The sequence below is a fragment of the Pseudoalteromonas sp. PA2MD11 genome (assembly GCF_017808125.1).
GTDB lineage: Bacteria > Pseudomonadota > Gammaproteobacteria > Enterobacterales > Alteromonadaceae > Pseudoalteromonas > Pseudoalteromonas simplex.
This window is the reverse complement of record NZ_JADKNF010000005.1, coordinates 14,588-32,210: the sequence shown is the minus strand read 5'-3', so window position 1 is coordinate 32,210 and position 17,623 is coordinate 14,588. Positions and strand designations below refer to the sequence as shown.

Annotated in this window: 16 protein-coding genes; 4 read left to right on the top strand and 12 right to left on the bottom strand. The window is 41.6% G+C overall.

Translation table 11 applies throughout. The features are described from left to right. Positions 1-3: 3 nt before the first annotated feature. Positions 4-579, top strand: coding sequence for an AAA family ATPase (locus ISP07_RS07760; protein ID WP_138598832.1), 576 nt, complete (start codon positions 4-6; stop codon positions 577-579). A gap of 40 nt (positions 580-619) precedes the next feature. On the opposite strand, the gene ISP07_RS07755 is transcribed toward ISP07_RS07760, so the two are convergent. The 4 genes from ISP07_RS07755 to ISP07_RS07740 form a co-directional block, all read right to left on the bottom strand. After that, positions 620-1,591, bottom strand: coding sequence for a glutathione S-transferase family protein (locus tag ISP07_RS07755; protein WP_209327279.1), 972 nt, complete (start codon positions 1,589-1,591; stop codon positions 620-622). Positions 1,592-1,600: 9 nt separating this feature from the next. Next, complete coding sequence (locus ISP07_RS07750; RefSeq protein WP_054552745.1) at positions 1,601-2,443, bottom strand: pirin family protein; 843 nt, start codon at positions 2,441-2,443, stop codon at positions 1,601-1,603. Positions 2,444-2,540: 97 nt separating this feature from the next. Beyond that, entirely contained in the window at positions 2,541-4,190 is a 1,650-nt protein-coding gene (locus tag ISP07_RS20690) for a sensor histidine kinase (RefSeq protein ID WP_209327278.1), read from the bottom strand. A gap of 198 nt (positions 4,191-4,388) precedes the next feature. Further along, on the bottom strand, positions 4,389-5,354 hold the full coding sequence (locus ISP07_RS07740) for a YihY/virulence factor BrkB family protein (RefSeq protein ID WP_209327277.1): 966 nt from the start codon (positions 5,352-5,354) through the stop codon (positions 4,389-4,391). 122 nt (positions 5,355-5,476) lie between these two features. On the opposite strand from ISP07_RS07740, the gene ISP07_RS07735 reads away from it, so the two are divergent. Further along, a complete protein-coding gene (locus ISP07_RS07735) occupies positions 5,477-6,556 on the top strand; it encodes a mechanosensitive ion channel family protein (protein WP_209327276.1) in 1,080 nt (359 codons plus the stop codon). 11 nt (positions 6,557-6,567) lie between these two features. Here the strand turns inward: ISP07_RS07735 and tatA are convergent, their stop codons facing one another. Continuing rightward, positions 6,568-6,723 carry a twin-arginine translocase TatA/TatE family subunit gene (tatA, locus tag ISP07_RS07730; RefSeq protein ID WP_082389242.1) on the bottom strand — a complete coding sequence of 52 codons (156 nt, stop codon included), beginning with the start codon at positions 6,721-6,723 and terminating at the stop codon, positions 6,568-6,570. 46 nt (positions 6,724-6,769) lie between these two features. Further along, the gene (agaR, locus tag ISP07_RS07725) at positions 6,770-7,534 is read right to left on the bottom strand and encodes a transcriptional repressor AgaR (RefSeq protein WP_166338756.1); all 765 of its coding nucleotides are present in this window, start codon (positions 7,532-7,534) and stop codon (positions 6,770-6,772) included. Positions 7,535-7,693: 159 nt separating this feature from the next. On the opposite strand from agaR, the gene ISP07_RS07720 reads away from it, so the two are divergent. After that, on the top strand, positions 7,694-9,025 hold the full coding sequence (locus ISP07_RS07720; protein WP_209327275.1) for a sugar MFS transporter: 1,332 nt from the start codon (positions 7,694-7,696) through the stop codon (positions 9,023-9,025). 30 nt (positions 9,026-9,055) lie between these two features. On the opposite strand, the gene ISP07_RS07715 is transcribed toward ISP07_RS07720, so the two are convergent. The 6 genes from ISP07_RS07715 to ISP07_RS07690 are packed head-to-tail and all read right to left on the bottom strand — an operon-like array spanning position 9,056 to position 15,758. Beyond that, positions 9,056-9,568: a hypothetical protein gene (locus ISP07_RS07715; RefSeq protein WP_209327274.1), complete on the bottom strand. Its 513-nt coding sequence runs from the start codon at positions 9,566-9,568 to the stop codon at positions 9,056-9,058. Continuing rightward, positions 9,561-11,255, bottom strand: a complete 1,695-nt coding sequence (locus ISP07_RS07710; RefSeq protein ID WP_209327273.1) for a GMC oxidoreductase — start codon at positions 11,253-11,255, stop codon at positions 9,561-9,563. Before ISP07_RS07710 ends, ISP07_RS07715 begins: the two co-directional genes overlap by 8 nt. A 13-nt stretch (positions 11,256-11,268) precedes the next feature. Continuing rightward, complete coding sequence (gene nagA / locus ISP07_RS07705) at positions 11,269-12,432, bottom strand: N-acetylglucosamine-6-phosphate deacetylase (RefSeq protein ID WP_209327272.1); 1,164 nt, start codon at positions 12,430-12,432, stop codon at positions 11,269-11,271. Then, positions 12,410-13,333, bottom strand: coding sequence for an ROK family protein (locus ISP07_RS07700; protein ID WP_209327271.1), 924 nt, complete (start codon positions 13,331-13,333; stop codon positions 12,410-12,412). Before ISP07_RS07700 ends, nagA begins: the two co-directional genes overlap by 23 nt. A gap of 17 nt (positions 13,334-13,350) precedes the next feature. Continuing rightward, positions 13,351-14,469, bottom strand: a complete 1,119-nt coding sequence (locus ISP07_RS07695; RefSeq protein ID WP_209327270.1) for an SIS domain-containing protein — start codon at positions 14,467-14,469, stop codon at positions 13,351-13,353. 23 nt (positions 14,470-14,492) lie between these two features. Continuing rightward, on the bottom strand, positions 14,493-15,758 hold the full coding sequence (locus ISP07_RS07690; protein WP_054552755.1) for a D-tagatose-bisphosphate aldolase, class II, non-catalytic subunit: 1,266 nt from the start codon (positions 15,756-15,758) through the stop codon (positions 14,493-14,495). A gap of 273 nt (positions 15,759-16,031) precedes the next feature. Here ISP07_RS07690 and ISP07_RS07685 point away from each other — a divergent pair, with 273 nt between their 5' ends. Continuing rightward, positions 16,032-17,492 (top strand): Gfo/Idh/MocA family protein, encoded by a 1,461-nt coding sequence (locus tag ISP07_RS07685; protein ID WP_187489743.1) that lies wholly within the window; start codon positions 16,032-16,034, stop codon positions 17,490-17,492. Positions 17,493-17,623 lie beyond the last annotated feature (131 nt).

Genomic DNA, 17,623 nt, shown 5'->3' with positions numbered 1-17,623 from the left:
AAGGTGAAGAAAAGGATTGTACTAACTGGTGGCCCTGGCGGTGGTAAAACAACAGCCATCGATCTATTAAGACGTGAATTTTCTAATCAAATTGTTGTTGTACCAGAATCTGCGACCATGCTGTTCAGCGGTGGTATAGAACGTGGTGATGCAACTCACCTGATCAAAGCTCACCAACAAGCTATCTTCAGCTTACAAAAACACCTTGAACATATTCAACGAACCATGCACCCAGATCGTTTAATGCTTTGCGATCGTGGTAGCTTAGATGGACTTGCCTACTGGCCCGGTGAGCAAGATGAGTTTTTTGAGTGTCTGAATACCAACCTACATACCGAGCTTAATCAATATGATGCAGTGATCTTTTTTGAAACAGCAGCGAAGTCTGGGCAAAGTATTCATTCTAATAACCCAGTTAGAAACGAGTCTGATCAGCAAGCCATATTGCTTGATGACAAACTGCAAGCAGTTTGGTCTCAGCACCCTAATTTTAATTTAGTGAAAAGTTCAGAGTCATTTATTCAAAAGGTGATGTTTGGCATCGACACTATCCGCAAGGTCATGGATAGTTATAACTAACAGTTCAATCAGTCATTAAACTGTTAGTTATCAGAGTCTATTAACCACGGTTATGAGGCCGAGCGTAGTCTATATCAGGCCCTTTTGGCACAACTTGAGTTGGGTTGATCATAGTGTGGCTAAAATAGTAATGACGTTTTATATGATAAAAATCAACGGTCTTACTTACACCTTCAATTTGATATAACTCACGTAAATAGTTGCTGATCGCCGGATAGCTTTCGATAGTACGCAAATTACATTTAAAGTGGCCCACATAAACACTGTCGAAGCGAATTAAGGTGGTAAATAAACGCCAGTCGGCCTCAGTCAGTGTGTCCCCCACTAAATAACGATTAGCTGATAATCGTTGCTCAATTTTATCAAGAGCTGCAAAGAGATCATCAAAGGCTTCCGTGTAAGCTTCTTGCGTTGTCGCAAAGCCTGCACGATACACCCCATTATTAATGTTGTGATAAACAAACTCATTAACTTCATCAATTTCAGAACGTAACGATTGCGGATAAAAGTCGCGTTCATTACCTGTTAGGGCATTAAACGCGTTATTAAACATTCTGATAATTTCAGCAGATTCGTTGCTAACAATACGCTGCGTTTTTTTATCCCAAAGCATGGGAACCGTAACACGACCTGAATAATCGGCTTTGTTACGCGTATAAATTTGATGCATAAATTCGCTATCGAAAAGTGCATCACCGGTGCTGTGATTGTCTTTATCAAAGGTCCAGCCATGCTCTAGCATGTCAGGACTGACAACCGACACACTGATATAATCTTCAAGGCCTTTTAAATGGCGAAAAATCAAAGTGCGATGAGCCCACGGGCAAGCTAAAGAGACATATAGATGGTAACGATCTTTCTCAGCTTTAAAGCCCGCATCACCGCTTTGCCCTGCACTACCATCAGCTGTAACCCAGTTGCGTAACTGGGCTGCCTCACGTTTGAACTCACCTTGATTGTTATCGGTGTCGTACCATTTATCTTGCCATTGGCCATTTACTAGTAATCCCACAATAACCTCCTATAGTGTGCCAAATTTACCTAGCTGATAGTCACGTACTGCTTGTTGTAACTCAGCTTGGGTTGTCATTACAAACGGGCCCATATGAGCGATTGGTTGCTTAAGCGGCTCACCGGCCAGAATTAACGCCCCTGCACCCGTTTGCGAGTTAAACTCAATGTCACTACCAGGCTCTAAAATCAATAAGCTACCTGCTTTAACTGGTCCGCCCTGTTCAGTATGAATTTCTCCGGTATGGATATAGATCATCACCTTAGTTTGTGTAAGCGGTGTATGGTAAAACTGCGTGCCAGCCGGTAAAGTCACATCAGCAAGCATGCCATCAGCGGCGAGATCTTGTAGGCTAGAGTCCTGCTTTTCACCTGCAAATTGCCAGCTTCCAGCTAATGCTTTTAGCTCAACACCTTGCTCATTTTGAGTCGTTGGTGCTGGCGCTTCAGTGGTATCTTGATATCGCGGCGCTCTTAGCTTCTCTGCACTTGGCATATTTAACCAAATCTGAAAGCCATGCATACCTTCTTTAGCATCTGCTAATGGCATTTCACTGTGGATCACACCAAAACCGGTACTCATCCACTGCACATCGCCAGCACGAATTGCTTTTTTGTTACCCATTTGATCTTGGTGCTCAAAGCCACCTTTAATAATATAAGTAAAGGTTTCGATACCACGGTGAGGGTGCGCAGGAAAGCCGCCCATAAAATCACTATGATCATCGGATTTAAGCTCATCGATCATTAAGAAAGGGTCTAAGTACTTGCCATCAAAACCTGGAATACGGCTGATGTTTACACCATCACCATCTTGTGTGGCATGGCTATTTAATTGTTGAATCACTTTCATAACTTTACTCCCGTAAATTGTATGAAGTGATTTTAGGCGCTATTTTAACTAACAACCATGAGTAAAATAAGCATCTAACGTTCTATAAAAGCGAATACTAAAGAGGTTCTATATCATCGCTCTGCGTTATTTCATGCTCAGTTTGAAGATTTGGCAAAGTTAAATAAAAGGTGGTGCCTGTCTGTTCTTCAGATTCGAAACTAATCGAGCCCTTTAATTTTTGCGTAACTAAATTCATAACAGCATAAAGCCCTAGACCAGTATTTTTTTGGACACGCTTAGTAGTAAAAAAAGGATCAAATATTTTATCTTGAATATCTTCGCTTATGCCGCAGCCATTGTCTTTAACACTTATAAAAACATTATTATGTTTAAAACTTGCTGAAACTTCTATTTTTGCGCCTTCTATCTGCCCATCAAACGCATGAAAAAAAACATTTGAAAACAAGTTTGTCATAACGTGATTAAATGTTCCTGGGTAACTTTGAATTTTTAAATCATCGGGTATGTTAAAAATCACCTCAACATTTTTATTTTTAGAATCTGACTTAAACGACATCACAATATCATGCAGATGCGGATTCAAGTTAATTACCCTTAATTCATCACAATGCTGATCAGCGGCAATTTGTTTAAAGCTTGTTATCAATTCAACTAATCGATCTAAATTAGAATGAAGTAATAAGCTAATTTCTTCTGAAGTATGTACATATTTTTCAAGTGAGCCTTTACTAACGCGTTTATCAGCTAGCACTTTTCCCATCTTTTTATTTTCATCTTCAAGGTAACTGACAGCTGTTATACATATACCTACAGGCGTGTTGACTTCATGTGCTACCCCAACAACTAGACGACCTAGTGCTGCTGTTTTTTCTGCTTCCATTAAGTATTTTTGAGTCTTTGCCATTAAATCCATAGATTCTTTAAGCTGCACGTTTTTCTCAGTCAAAGAAGATGTTTTTTCTGCCACTTCAGCTTCAAGTGAAGACACATATAAATGATTAAGTGATTTGCGCAAACGGCCGATAAAATACAGCACAATTAAAATGGTAATAAAGCAGCAAAAAGAGAAAAGCGACATCAAGTAGTGATCTCGCGTCGCGATATCAAGGTTTTGTTCGGTTCGATAATCTAACATAAACAAAAAGTTATTAATGTGACTCATTATTTCTGACTTTGCCAAAAAGTAATCATCACTATACAAACTCAGAATCGCGTCAATTTGCTCCTTTTCCATATTCTCGTCAGGTTTATTTGCTAAAGCTTGAAAAGCAGCGTACTCAATTTTTGTTAAATCATTTGATGCTTTTTCTGCAAGCCGGATTTGTTGCATCTCCTCATCTGTTATACCAATGGAATTTAGCATAACTTGGAGTGATTTTTTTTCACCGTCAGGAAATGGAGCCTTACCGTTATGAGGCATTAACATATCCCAATAAACGCGGTGATAATCTTCTGGACGTGGCGCTTCACCATTTCGAATAGCTAGAATTTGGTTAAAAAAGTCTAAAAATTTAGTATTGCCTGTTACTGTATAAGCCCTTGCCATTAAACTTAATTGATCTGAACTTTGCCTGACTTGCTCAGCCAAAATATAAGACTGATATCTAACTTTAGTTTCAGCCTCTATGGTTTTTAAACTGCCATACATTAAATAAACTGACAAAGCCGTTAACCCAGCTAGAATTACAGCAACCAAGTTAAGTAAAGATAAACGCTTAATATTAAGTTGGAGCTCTTTTTGCATTTCATGACCTATAAATATGATTACAGCTAGTTAGAGATCGCAGATTTAACTTTCTGACCTACTGATACGTAAAATCACAGTACGAGTCATAAAAACCAAAATCGAACTTTAGGATTAAATATTTAATAGAAGTCAATTCTAAAAATGTCAATTAGGGCCTAGGGATTACCTAAAGTCTAGGAGTAGCTCGACTGCGTCTTATTGCTCATTTTCTCGTTGTTTAATTGTCAATCTATCGGCCACGATCGCGCCGCGTTTCCCTACAGCTTTTTCTGGCCCAATAGTGCTATCAACTAGAGTTTGTTGCTCTGTACTAGCATTGATAGCCGCACCAAAAATGATGATATATGCGCTGATATAAAGCCACATCAACATGATCACCACACCACCTAGCGATCCATAGGTTTCGTTATAACTGGCAAATTGAGATACATAATATGAAAAACCAATTGATGCGATGATCCACATTAACGTAGCAAGCATTGAGCCTGGGGTGATCCAGCGCCATTTGGCAGGCGTTCTATGCGGTGCATAACGATATAAAAATGCTAAAGCGCAATTAAAAATAATGGCTAATAGTGGCCAAGTAATAAGCTGAATCATTAAATCGATAAGCTCAGTTAAGCCAACTAAGTTAAGCACTATTGGCAAAATACCAATGATCAATAACGCCACCAACGCAACCACAATAGCACCTAACGAAAATAAAAAACGCACCACTAATGCCATAAAAAACTGGCGCTTATTGCGCTGATGATAAGTAATGTTGCAGGCAGTGATGAGAGCTTGGCAGCCTTTGCTGCTACTCCAAACAGTCAATAATAAAGTACCTATGGCACTGGCACTCAATACCTTTTGCGATTGCTGAGTGATACCACTAACCTGTAGCAAAATGATGTCACGGCTACTTTCAGGTAAAATGGCAATCACTTTACCAAGCTGATCATAAATATCTGTTGGCGAGGCAAAATATGCATACACAGAGACAATAGCCGCCAGCGCAGGGAAAATAGCCAACAGAGCATAAAATGCCACGCCTGCCGCCACAAAAGATAAATTGTCTTGTGATAGGTTGTGATAAACCCGCTTGCAGATATCCCACCAGCCTCGCATTGGGATCTCCATTGGTGAGCGAGCTTGGTAACCTCGGTTGTCCTTACTCATAAGCGACCTAAAAAATTGCTTTAATCACTCTCAAGCTGCAAACAACTTGCCAGTAATAATGGCGTCTGAATTGCATTAAGCTAAGCTTATAAAAACAGTATAAAGGTCCATGGAGTGGTGCGATGAATTATTATTTACTTATTAAAAATCAATTGGCTAGTTTGTTTACACCGACAGTTTCAGTAACATCGCAAGCAATCCCTGAGAGCTTATCTTGGCAAGACTTAAACTCTCAAATTACGAAGTTTTTACATACTACATGGCAAATGTTACCTGCACTAACACTCGGTATTGTAGCCATCATTATCTGCTACTTATTAGCTCGTCCTTTATCGTATTTATTAATCAAACCGCTTGGCTTTGTCAGTGAAAGTAAACTTTTACATGTGGTAACTAGGCGCTTTTTTAGCATCATTATCATCTTGTTTGGGGTGTACTTATTTTTGCGTCTTGCAGGGCTCACCAGTTTTGCCGTGGCGATTATGAGTGGTACTGGCTTAGTCGGGCTTATTTTAGGTTTTGCTTTTCGCGATATCGCCGAAAACTTTATTTCAAGTATGCTGCTTAGTGTGCAGCGCCCTTTTCGTATTGATGATGTTATCGAAGTTGATGGTCGTTTAGGGGTAGTTAAAAAGGTTACGGCTCGCGCCACCACCTTGGTTGATTTTGATGGTAATCACATTCAAATTCCCAATGCGACCGTCTATAAAAACGTCATTAAAAACCTCACCGCAAATCCTAAAATGCGAGGTCACTTTAACGTTGGCATTGGCTACGATAATGACATTCGCTATGCCCAACAATTAGCAATGAATGTGGTTAATCAAAACCCTGCTGTTATTATTGATCCGCCAAGCCAAGTGTTAATTGATTCTTTAGGCTCAGCGACTTTAAATCTAACCATTTATTTTTGGGTTAATAGTAACGAACACAGTACTATCAAAGTGGCATCACAATTAATGCGAGAGCTGGTCAATACCTATTTAACAGAGCAAATAAGCATGCCTGATGATGCTCGCGAGCGAATTATTTTAAATAGCGAAAACGATACCGGGCAGCCATACAATAGTGTAAGCGCAGAGCCAAAAACAGCAAAATCATTCGACGATCACAGCCTTGATGATGTTAGCAGTGATGCCGATGATATTCGCGAACAAGCAGATCAATCTCGCGACCCAGAGCAAGGTAATAACATTATTTGAGACAAAGATTATCAGGCTTCGTCTTTGGGTTTATCTTGCATTGCACGTTTAAACCCTTTAATTGATGTCCCTAAGTCACCACCGATCCGTGACAGTTTTTTTGTGCCAAATAAAAGCACCACAATTGCGGCAATAATAGCTAATTGCCAAACACTTATTCCTGCCATAATAACCTCCTTAAGGTTTAGGTAATTTGTCAGTATGCTACTAGCTCTAAACAGTGATTACGTCGATCCCCAAAGCAACCAATGACTCAACAAATTCAGCTGGCATGTTTTTATCGGTTACTAGCACATCGATTGATTTTAGTGGTAATACATTATACAAAGCCCGTTTACCAAATTTACTTGAATCAGTTACAGCAATCACTTGATCTGCACGTGTGCACATTGTTCGGTTTAACATTGCTTCAGGCTCATAATGGGTGGTGATCCCCGCTTCAGGATCTATGCCATCCACTCCTAAAATAACCTTTTTGAAATTATATTTACTGAGTGCTTGTTCAACTTCATTTGAGTAAAAAGACATTGATTTCTTGCGCAATTGCCCACCCAGCATAAATACATTGGCATCGTCTATATCAGCCAGTACATGCGCAATATTGAGGCCGTTTGTCATCACGGTTAAGTCTTGTTTGTTGGTCAATGCTTTCGCGACTTCTTCGGTTGTGGTGCCCGAATCAATAATTAGTGAATCGCCATCATCAACTAAATTTGCAACAGCTTTTGCCAGTAGAACTTTCACAGCATAATTTTCGTTATGCTTATCTTTAACTGATAACTCTTTGACCAATTTATCACAAGCAATTGCGCCGCCGCGAGAACGAACAACCAGACCACGCTTGCCCAGTTCGTTAAGATCATGGCGAATACTAACCTCAGAAATATCAAAAGTTTTCGCAAGATCTTTAACATTTACTTTGCCATTTTCCTCGGTCATCAGAACGATTTTTTGTCTTCTTTCTATTGTGGTTAGCATAGCTGGCCTGTTGTTTATATAGCTGCTTTCAAATTCGTAGTTCAATATTACACAATTTACAGTTTCAAAGCCAAGCTTAGTTTCGAAATAAAATAAAACTTTCAAAACTTACGAAAAATGTTTTATCATTAATCTACCGTTAACTTATTGGTGACAAAAATGACAACACAAAGCTCACTATTAGAGCAAACAGAACACACCAACCGTACACAATTACTACCTATGTTGATCATAGGTGGCTTGTTTTTCTTATTTGGCTTTATAACTTGGCTCAATGGATCTTTGATTCCATTTCTACAAATGGTCTGTGATCTCAACCATATTGAAGCTTACATGGTGACATTGGTGTTTTATATCGCCTATACCGTCATGGCACTGCCGAGCGCTAAGATATTGAAATTATTTAGTTATAAGCATGGTATGTCATTTGGTTTAGGCACCATGGCATTTGGCGCGTTGTTGTTTATTCCTGCCGCACAAATTCAGGCTTATTGGTTATTTTTGGTTGCCTTATTTACTTTAGGAAGCGGCCTCACCTTATTACAAACCGCTGCGAATCCTTACATCGTGCTAATTGGTTCTAAAGACACGGCAGCCGTACGCATTAGCATCATGGGTATTCTCAATAAGAGCGCAGGTGTGGTTGCTCCATTGCTCTTCTCTGCGATTGTATTTAGCGACATTGCCAGCTTTAGCCCTGAAGCTCTCGCCCAATTGAACAGCATTCAAAAGCAATTACAGTTGCAAGAATTGGCTAATCGTTTAATAACGCCTTACTTTGTAATGGCAATTGCGTTAGCGATATTAGCTGCGTTGATTATGCTGGCTCCATTACCTGATATTGAGCAACCAAAAACTAGCAACAACAGCGAGAGCAAATCAGTACTGCAATTCCCACACTTGGTTTTAGGCGTGATAGCTCTATTCTTTTACATAGGTGCAGAAGTCATTGCCGGCGACACCATTGGCCTTTACGGCAAAGAACAAGGGGTATTGCAGTTCGCTGAACTCACCTCTTACACCATGGGCTTTATGGTGCTAGGTTATGTGTTAGGTATCGTGTTAATTCCTCGCTTTTTTAGTCAGCAACAGGCGCTGATATTTTCCGCGTTAAGTGGTTGTGTGTTTTCACTTGGCATCATTTTGATTGATCCGCAACAAACTGCGATTGCAAACGTAGTGCTCTTTTGGCTTGCTGATAACAGTTTTCCAGATACTGTGTTATTTGTTGCATTACTTGGTTTATCGAATGCGCTGGTATGGCCGACCATTTGGCCTATGGCCCTTGCAAACCTTGGTGATAAAACCCAAACCGGCGCGGCATTACTGATTATGGGGATTTCTGGTGGCGCGCTATTGCCTTTGGTATACGGTGTATTTGCAGAATATACAGGCAATGCACAACAAGCTTATTATCTGTTGATCCCTTGCTATGCGTTTATTCTTTATTACGCACTGATTGGTCACAAACTAACAAGTTGGCGTAAGTAACGACATGGGCAGGCTTAGTTGTTTTACTATTTAACTAGCCTGCAATTTTTCTGATGTGAAATAGCCCAGTAGCAAAAATTCACGCACGGTAAAAATACACTTATAAATTAAATACTCGTCACGCTTATCAAGGCTCACTTCTGAAAGAGGTAAGGCTTGCTGCGCTATTATGCGCTGTTGCTGCAGTGAAGAAATAGTAAATAAACCTGTGAGTTTATCTGCTAATTGCGACGATGAAAGAGCACCTTCTGCAATCAGCTCTGCGCCTTTTAAGCATGCCGTACGCTCAGTCGTAGTTAGTGTATTTGCTAGCATTAAATCTGTGAAAGCGACTAAATTAAAATACAGCTGTTCATTTGGCTCCAGTTCCAAAATAACCGCCTGCATTTGCGTGACCACATCCCGGTGAGCCGCTGTTTTAAGCACCTCAAAATGATTGTCATCCACTTTATCAAATAGCTGAGTCGCAGCCACTGGCGTAATAGCCGCACCTAATAATGCTGCTAAACATTTAATCGCATTTCGCCTTTGTAGATCAGCCATTGAACACCCCATTTTGATAATGTCGTGCAGCATGATCGGCGGCTCTTGCAGTAAATGCCATATAGGTTAACGAAGGGTTCTGATAACCCGACGAGCACATAAACGAGCCATCAGTGACGTAGACGTTTCGCACACTATGAATTTGGTTGTAACGATTAAGCACTGAGGTTGTAGCATCATGCCCCATACGCGCAGTTCCCATTTCGTGGATGGCCTGCCCCGGCGCTGAGCCTTTATCGTATGCTTGTACATTTTGATAACCTGCTTTGCTTAGCATCTCGACGGCTTGCGCTTTCATATCCTCGCGCATGCGCTGCTCGTTTTCAGCAAATTGGCAATCAAAATTAACTAAAGGTAATCCCCATTGATCTTTTAATACCGGATCTAAGCTCATTTTATTACGATGATAAGGCAGGCATTCACCAAAGCCTATTAATGCAACTTGCCAAGGCCCAGGTTTGGCAAGCTCTTCTCGAAAAGCCTTACCAAAGCTAAGTTCTTTAAAGCCCCGTCGCCAATCTTTGCGTGTTGCGTATCCTTGATAGCCATAGCCGCGAATAAAGCTGTGCTGCTCGCTATCATTAAGATTTCGAAAACGCGGAATATGAAAGCCAACGGGTCTGTCGCCATCATTAAAGTCATCAGCAAAGCCCCTAGGCTCGCCAGTTGCGCCAACCCTAAAATGGTGATCCATGAGGTTATGACCAAGCTCTCCACTATCGTTCCCTAAGCCATTAGGAAAACGTGCAGAAGTTGAATTTAATAACAAGGCTGTTGTTGCCACCGTTGATGCACAGCAAAAAATAATCTTCGCTTGCGCGATACGCTCTTTTTTAGACTCAGCATCAATTACTTTCACACCTGTGGCTTGCCCGCTATCTGGATTGTAAATAATCTCTTTGGCAATGGAGTGAGTCTGAATTGTGAGTCGCCCAGTACGCATCGCTGCAGGTAAGGTAGAGGCTAAACTACTAAAATAACTCCCTGCTGGGCAGCCTCGCATACAGCGGTTGCGCTTGCTGCATGGTGCACGACCTTGCTCAGGCTTTGCCTTGGTTAAATGGGCTACTCGACCGATGGTGAGGTGACGGTTAGTGTAGTGAGTTAATAAACTTTGTTTAAGCTGCTGCTCTACGGCATTAAGCGCAAAAGGAGGCAAGTAAGGTCCATCAGGTAGCTGAGGTAAGTTCAGCGCTTCGCCGATAACCCCAATGTAGGCTTCAACTTTATCGTACCAAGGTGCAATATCTTGATAACGCACAGGCCAATCAATGCCGTGACCATCTTGTTTGTTGGCTGCAAAATCTATATCACTGAGGCGCAAGCATTGCCGCCCCCAAGTTAATGAGCGACCACCAAGATGATAACCTCTGATCCAATCAAAACGCTGTGATTCTTGATAAGGGTGCTGCAAATCGTTCACAAACCAGTGTTTTATTGATTGCTTGGTGGCATAGCCAGTGCGTGCTTGTTTAGCTTGGTTGCGCTTTTCTAGCAGGCTGGGCCTGTCGCGAAAAGGCAGTTGCCAATCGTCTTTAAAGGCAGTGATATAGTCTGTACCGTGCACAACCTGCCTGCCACGTTCTAGTAGCAGTACATTGAGTCCTTTTTCGGTTAGTTCTTTAGCAGCCCAGCCGCCAGTAATGCCACTGCCAATAACAATGGCATCGAATACTTTTGCCTGCATTCTCACTTAACTTTTAAAAGATTTGCTTACCCGCACAGATCGTTGCTTGAACAGAAAAGTCTTTATCGAGCAGGGCAAAATTAGCCTGTTTACCTACCGCAATACTACCTATTTGCTCCGCTTTATTTAAAAACTCAGCGGGTACTAAACTGGCCATGTTAGTTGCTTCAACTAGGCTTGCGTCGGTTAGGTTATAAAAGCGCTCAACGCCAACTTCCATGGTTAATGTACTGCCTGCTAAAGAGCCGCTCTCAGTTCTTGCAACACCTTGCTCAACCACAATAGGAAGCTCACCTAAACGGTAGCGACCATCTTGTAAGCCTCCGGCGCTCACGCAGTCTGTGATCAGAGCAATTTTATCAGCCCCTTTTAAACGGTAAACCATGTTCATGATGCTCGGGTGCAAATGAATACCATCAGGAATAAGCTCAACCATGGCATCGCTGTCCATCAACAGTGCGCCTGTACAGCCGGGATCACGATGATGAATACCGCGCATACCATTAAAAATATGCACACCACCGCAGGCACCATGAGCAAGAGCTTTTGTTGTTTGCTCAAAATTAGCATCTGTATGACCCAGCATCACACGCACACCTTTATCGGTGATATAGCGGATCATGTCGAGGGATTTAAGTAGTTCTGGCGCCAACGCAAATGAGCTTAAGCAACCTTCACATGCGGCATAAATTTCATCAAATCGCTGTTTAGTAAGCTCTAAAAAAAATGACTCGTTATGCGCGCCTTTATGTGCTTCTGCAAAGAATAAACCTTCGTTATAAGCCCCTAGCAACTGCGCCCCAGCCAAGCCTTTTTTATAGGCACTCGCCATATTTTTATAAGCTTGAATTGAGACGTCCCAGTCTGCAGTCACCGTTGTGCCAACAAACCCCGTTACGCCGTGCTTTGCTAAAGACCGAGAAATAGTCTCTAACGATTCTGGCGTGCCGTCCATAATATCGCAGCCTTCACGACCATGAATATGCAAATCGATAAAGCCCGGAAATAAGCTATGCTCACCTAAATCTATTACTTTAATCTCTGGCTCAATTTGCGTGGTAATAGCAGTAATTTTACCTTGCTCGACCAAGACCGCATGATCGAGTAAAACCGTCTCAGAAGTCACCACTTTTGCGGCCTTTAAATAATAGCGATTAAGATCCGTTGGAATTAGCATGAACACTTCCTATTATTGCAGCGCCTCTTACGCCGCTAGAATCACCAAACTTTGCACGCTTCACGTCGGGCACGGCAAAACCTGAAAATAAATGAGTTTGAATCGCATCAGGGAGCTCTTCTACTATTGCATCAATGAGCGACAACCCCCCGCCAAGTACGATAACTTCTGGGTGCAAACTTTTACTAATAGCAGCAAAGGTTTCGCCAAGAATATCTAAGTAACAGGTGAGCACCTTTAAGGCTTGCTCATCACCTAGCTTAATATCGTTTGCCCATTCAATCGCTGATTTAGGGGATTGCGTAATATGTTGATACAGAGTTTGTACACCGGGCCCTGCAATATAGCTTTCTACACAGCCATTTAAACCACAGCCACATTTTAAAACGGGCAGCTGATATTTTTGTTGCAGATACGCAGAAAGCGGTAAATGGCCGTACTCCCCTGACATGCCCAAACCTTGGTTAAACAAGGTTCCATCAATACACATACCACCCGCAGCCCCCGTACCAACAATGGCACCAAATACTCGGCTATAACCTTCACCAGCTCCGCCATTTGCTTCTGATAAAGCGAAACATCGGGTGTCATTTAATATCGCAACAGGGCGTTTTAATAATGCTTGAAGATCGTTGGCAATCACTTTGCCTGTGGCACACGGCACATTAGCCGACAGCACTTTACCTTCATCATTAATGATACCTGGCATACCGATGCCCACCGCACCTTGGCTACTTGTTAATTCATCGGCCTTTAGCACCTGCTGATATATTGCCTGCAAAAATTGCTGATAATCATCAGTTGGCGTAGTAATACGCCAACTCTGCTGTTGCTCTAAATTATTATTAAAAATGGCGGTTTCTATTTTTGTTCCACCAATATCGAGTCCATAAACAGCCATACTCTACCTAACACTTTCTAACAAGAAGTTAACGGGTAAATAGTTACCCCTTGTACAACACGGTTAACTTCGCCCGTTGGGCAAGGATTGTCAGGTGTTAAACCGAGTGAGATTGATTTAAAAAATGCAAAAATCTGACAATAAACAATATAATACAGACCTTGCCACACATCATCCAGCGGTTGCTGCTTTGTACCTACCGATAATTTTTCTATTCGCAGGCATTGCTGTTCATTGACTAATTCATTATATAAATCAGTGTCATATAAACTGCTGTATAGGTTTCCTGATGACATCAATAATACGGCAGTTTTGGTATTAATAATGGTTTTCGGGCCATGCCTAAAACCCAAAGGCGTTTCAAAATAACTAATTAATTCACCATTTGTTAACTCTAAACACTTTAATGCAGCTTCTTTGGCGTAGCCAAGTAAAGACCCGGCTCCTAAAAACACTAAGCGCTCAACGTTACTTTGTGCAAAACGCTTAATGTCATCAATTTGCGTATCGAGTAGCTGATTAGTATGCGCCACAACTTTTTCTAATTGAACGCTATCTGGAGTAAAAATACACAGTGTTGAAATCAGCATTGAGGTAAAGCTACTTGTCATTGCAAAGCTCTCATCAAGTGTTTCTTTTGGCATTATCACACTTAAGCTATTGCTTTTAACTGATGCGCTTTTAGCTAACTCACCGTTTTCATTACAGGTAATAACCAAGTGATAACATTCATCAACGACTTGCTCTGCAATATCGACCGCTGCGACACTTTCAGGGCTATTTCCAGAGCGCGCATAAGAAATAAGTAAGGTTGGCGTGCCCTTTTGTAAAAAACCATATGGGTTTGAGACAATATCAGTGGTGCTGACAGCACATACGTCCAAATCGGTTTTCGCAGTTAAATGAGGTGTTAAAGCCTCGCCCACATAAGCTGATGTACCAGCGCCTGTTAAAACAACTTTTAAGTTATTAAGTGCTAAAATCGGCGCTAAAAAATCATTAATCTCAGCTCGCTTGTTATCAATCACTGATGCCGTATTACACCATGATTTGGGTTGTTGTGTGATTTCTCTTGCGGTCCAATAAGCGTTCTGTTGCTTAAGTTCTGTTTCGTTTAAGGATAAAAACTGTGTCATATTAAATTCTCTCTCAACACCACTTATTGATTACAAGCAAGCGAATAGCTATTCGTCACTTCCATTATTTTGTTAAGTACTAACTCACGCGGTGATGAGTTAATTTGGCCCTTAGTTAATGCTTTGTATTGCATTGGCATAAATTGGCTAAGTAAGGTCTGTGGAATAATTTGCCCTTCTAAGTTCTCAAACAGCGTTTCTACTGTTTGTTTTATCTCATCTTCAGGCCAGTAATAACGGATGCGATCGCTATAACTATAAGCCCTAAACAGCTTAGCTTCAGCACCCTGCGATGGGTAAAACTTATTCCAATAATGTGGTTTTTCTAGCATGATGCGCTCACAGACATCACGTAAATTAGAACGCTTAGCAGGTTCAACTAACTGATCTTCAATATAAGTTAAAGCAAATAAACCTTCGCGTAGTGCATAGGTAAGCTGTGGCCCCACTTTTAATATGGCAAAGTGATCTTGTACTAACTCGCGATAGCAATGATCTGGCTGGTAATCAGTAGAGTGAGCTTCATACACAAGATTATCGACAGTAGTGATAAACTCTTTCAGTTTTTGCGCTTCATTACGTTGGTAATTAAAAACTTGATGATTATCAAACTCAACCCCCGGCTGCACAACAACAGCAATAACACGCGACCACACGTCACTTATGTTTAAGCTAGCAAATGCTGCTTGATGTAATTCGATTGTTTGCTGTACACCTTCAACATGGGATACCTCAATAATTTCATGCTCTTCTGTTGCCCCACCCGGAGGGGGAACTTCAGTACCAACCACATACAGAATATCGTTATCTTTTGAGACCGACTCGGCAGCTTGGCACATCAATGCTGCACGCTTGGCAATTTCTGCATCAGCTAAACGTTCTCCATCGTCAGCGCATGGCATGCTGGCATCTAGATGAATTTTTTTAAAACCCGCACTCGCATAGGCTTTAACAAGTTCAACAGCTTTTACCATCGCAACCTCTGCAGGCTCATTCACCCAACACACAGGACCTAAGTGATCACCACCTAAAATAATGCGCTGGGTATCTAAACCCACTTTTTCGGCTATTGCATAAACAAATTCAACAAAGTCATGAGGCTTCATACCCGTGTAGCCACCAAACTGATTAACTTGGTTTGCCGTAGCTTCAATTAAAATTTCAGTGTCATCATTAAGAGCTTGCAACATCGCTGCTTCGATAACGAGTGGATGCGCGCAGCATACAGAGTAAATACCCTGCGCTTGCCCTACTCGATTGTTATTAATAATCGTTTTTAATGCATTCATGGTTCTCTCCAAGCAGCTTACATCAAAGGTTAGATATATGATTTGAAATTACAGTAGCACACAGCGAAACACCACGCAACAAAATGAAAGACAACGAAAGCGCGAATTAAAACTAAAATTTGACCTAAAAAACCATAAAAAGGCATTAAGGGTAATACAGCCACTAATTTGAAAGATTTTGAAAGCATTTAATTGTAATTAACTTTTAGTTGCGATATAACAGAAACAACTGAAACCCACTATTAAAATAATCTCAGTGATTTAGGTATCGTTATGACAATAGATAGACGTAGTTTTTTAAAATCTGCCGCAGCCATTACCGCCGCGACAGTCGTGACTGGCTGTGCGAAAAGCCAACAAGGTGATAATCAAAACACACCTCTTGCAGCACAAGGTAAAAGCGTAATGGGCTTAGCTGTGCCTGCAATGGATGTGGTGCGTGTTGGTTTTATTGGGGTTGGTCAACGTGGTAGCGGCCATGTGAAACATCTTTGCCATATTGAAGGTGTTGAAATCAAAGCTATTTGCGACACAGATAAGCTAATGCTAGATAAGTCTGTTAATTATGTTGTTGAAAAAGGCTTACCTAAACCAACTGCTTATACGGGTTCAGATAAAGCCTATTTAGATATGCTCGCTCGCGATGACATCGACATTGTGATCATTTCAACGCCTTGGAAATGGCACACACCGATGAGTGTTGAGACCATGGAAAGTGGTAAACATGCCTTTGTTGAAGTACCTGCAGCAACCACGATGGAAGAGTGTTGGCAACTAGTAAACACCGCAGAGCGCACGCAAAAGAACTGCATGATGATGGAAAACGTTAACTATGGCCGTGACGAGTTAATGGTTTTAAACATGGTTCGTAAAGGCGTATTTGGTGAGTTACTGCATGGTGAAGCTGCTTATATTCATGACCTGCGTTGGCAAATGAAAGAAATTGACCGCAGCACAGGCTCATGGCGTACTTATTGGCATACCAAAGTAAACGGTAACTTATACCCAACCCATGGTTTAGGGCCGGTTTCTCAATATATGAACATCAACCGTGGTGACCGCTTTGACTTTGTTACCTCAGTCAGCTCACCTGCACTTGGCCGTGCAGCTTACGCAGAACGTGAATTCCCTGCAGGCCACGAACGCCGTTCACTGAAATTTACTGCTGGCGACATGAACACTAGCATTATTAAAACAGTGAAAGGTCGTAGCATAATGGTTCAGCACGACACCACAAGCCCTCGCCCGTACAGTCGCCATAACCTAATTCAAGGTACTAATGGCACATTTGCTGGCTTTCCTAATCGTATTGCTCTTGAAGATGTGCCACCAGCTATCGCGAAAATTTACCAACAGCAATATGAAGCAGAGCTCGCTGCCTGGGAGAAAGCAGGTTCACAGGGTCGTAAGCCACATATGCAAAACTTCCATAGCTGGGATCAAGATATGGAAAAATGGCGTGCTGAGTTTGATCATCCACTGTGGAAACGCATGGGTGAAGAAGCAGTACGTAACGGTGGCCACGGCGGTATGGACTTCATTATGCTTTGGCGCATGATCTACTGCTTACGCAATAATGAGCCACTCGATCAAGATGTATACGATGCCGCAGCATGGTCATCAATCTTCCCGCAAAGTATGGCATCGGTTGCTGATAGAAGTAACAGTAAAACAATTCCAGACTTTACCCGTGGCGCTTGGCAAACAGGTAAGCCTCTGGGAATTGTGTCTTAACACTTTCTCTCCTGAAAAACTAAAAGCCCGCCCTTTGCCCTGCGGGCTTTTTTATTTCATTGTTCACTTCCTTTAGGGCTTTACTCTATAAAACTTTACCCACAAAAAAGCCCGCAACGTCAGCGGGCTTT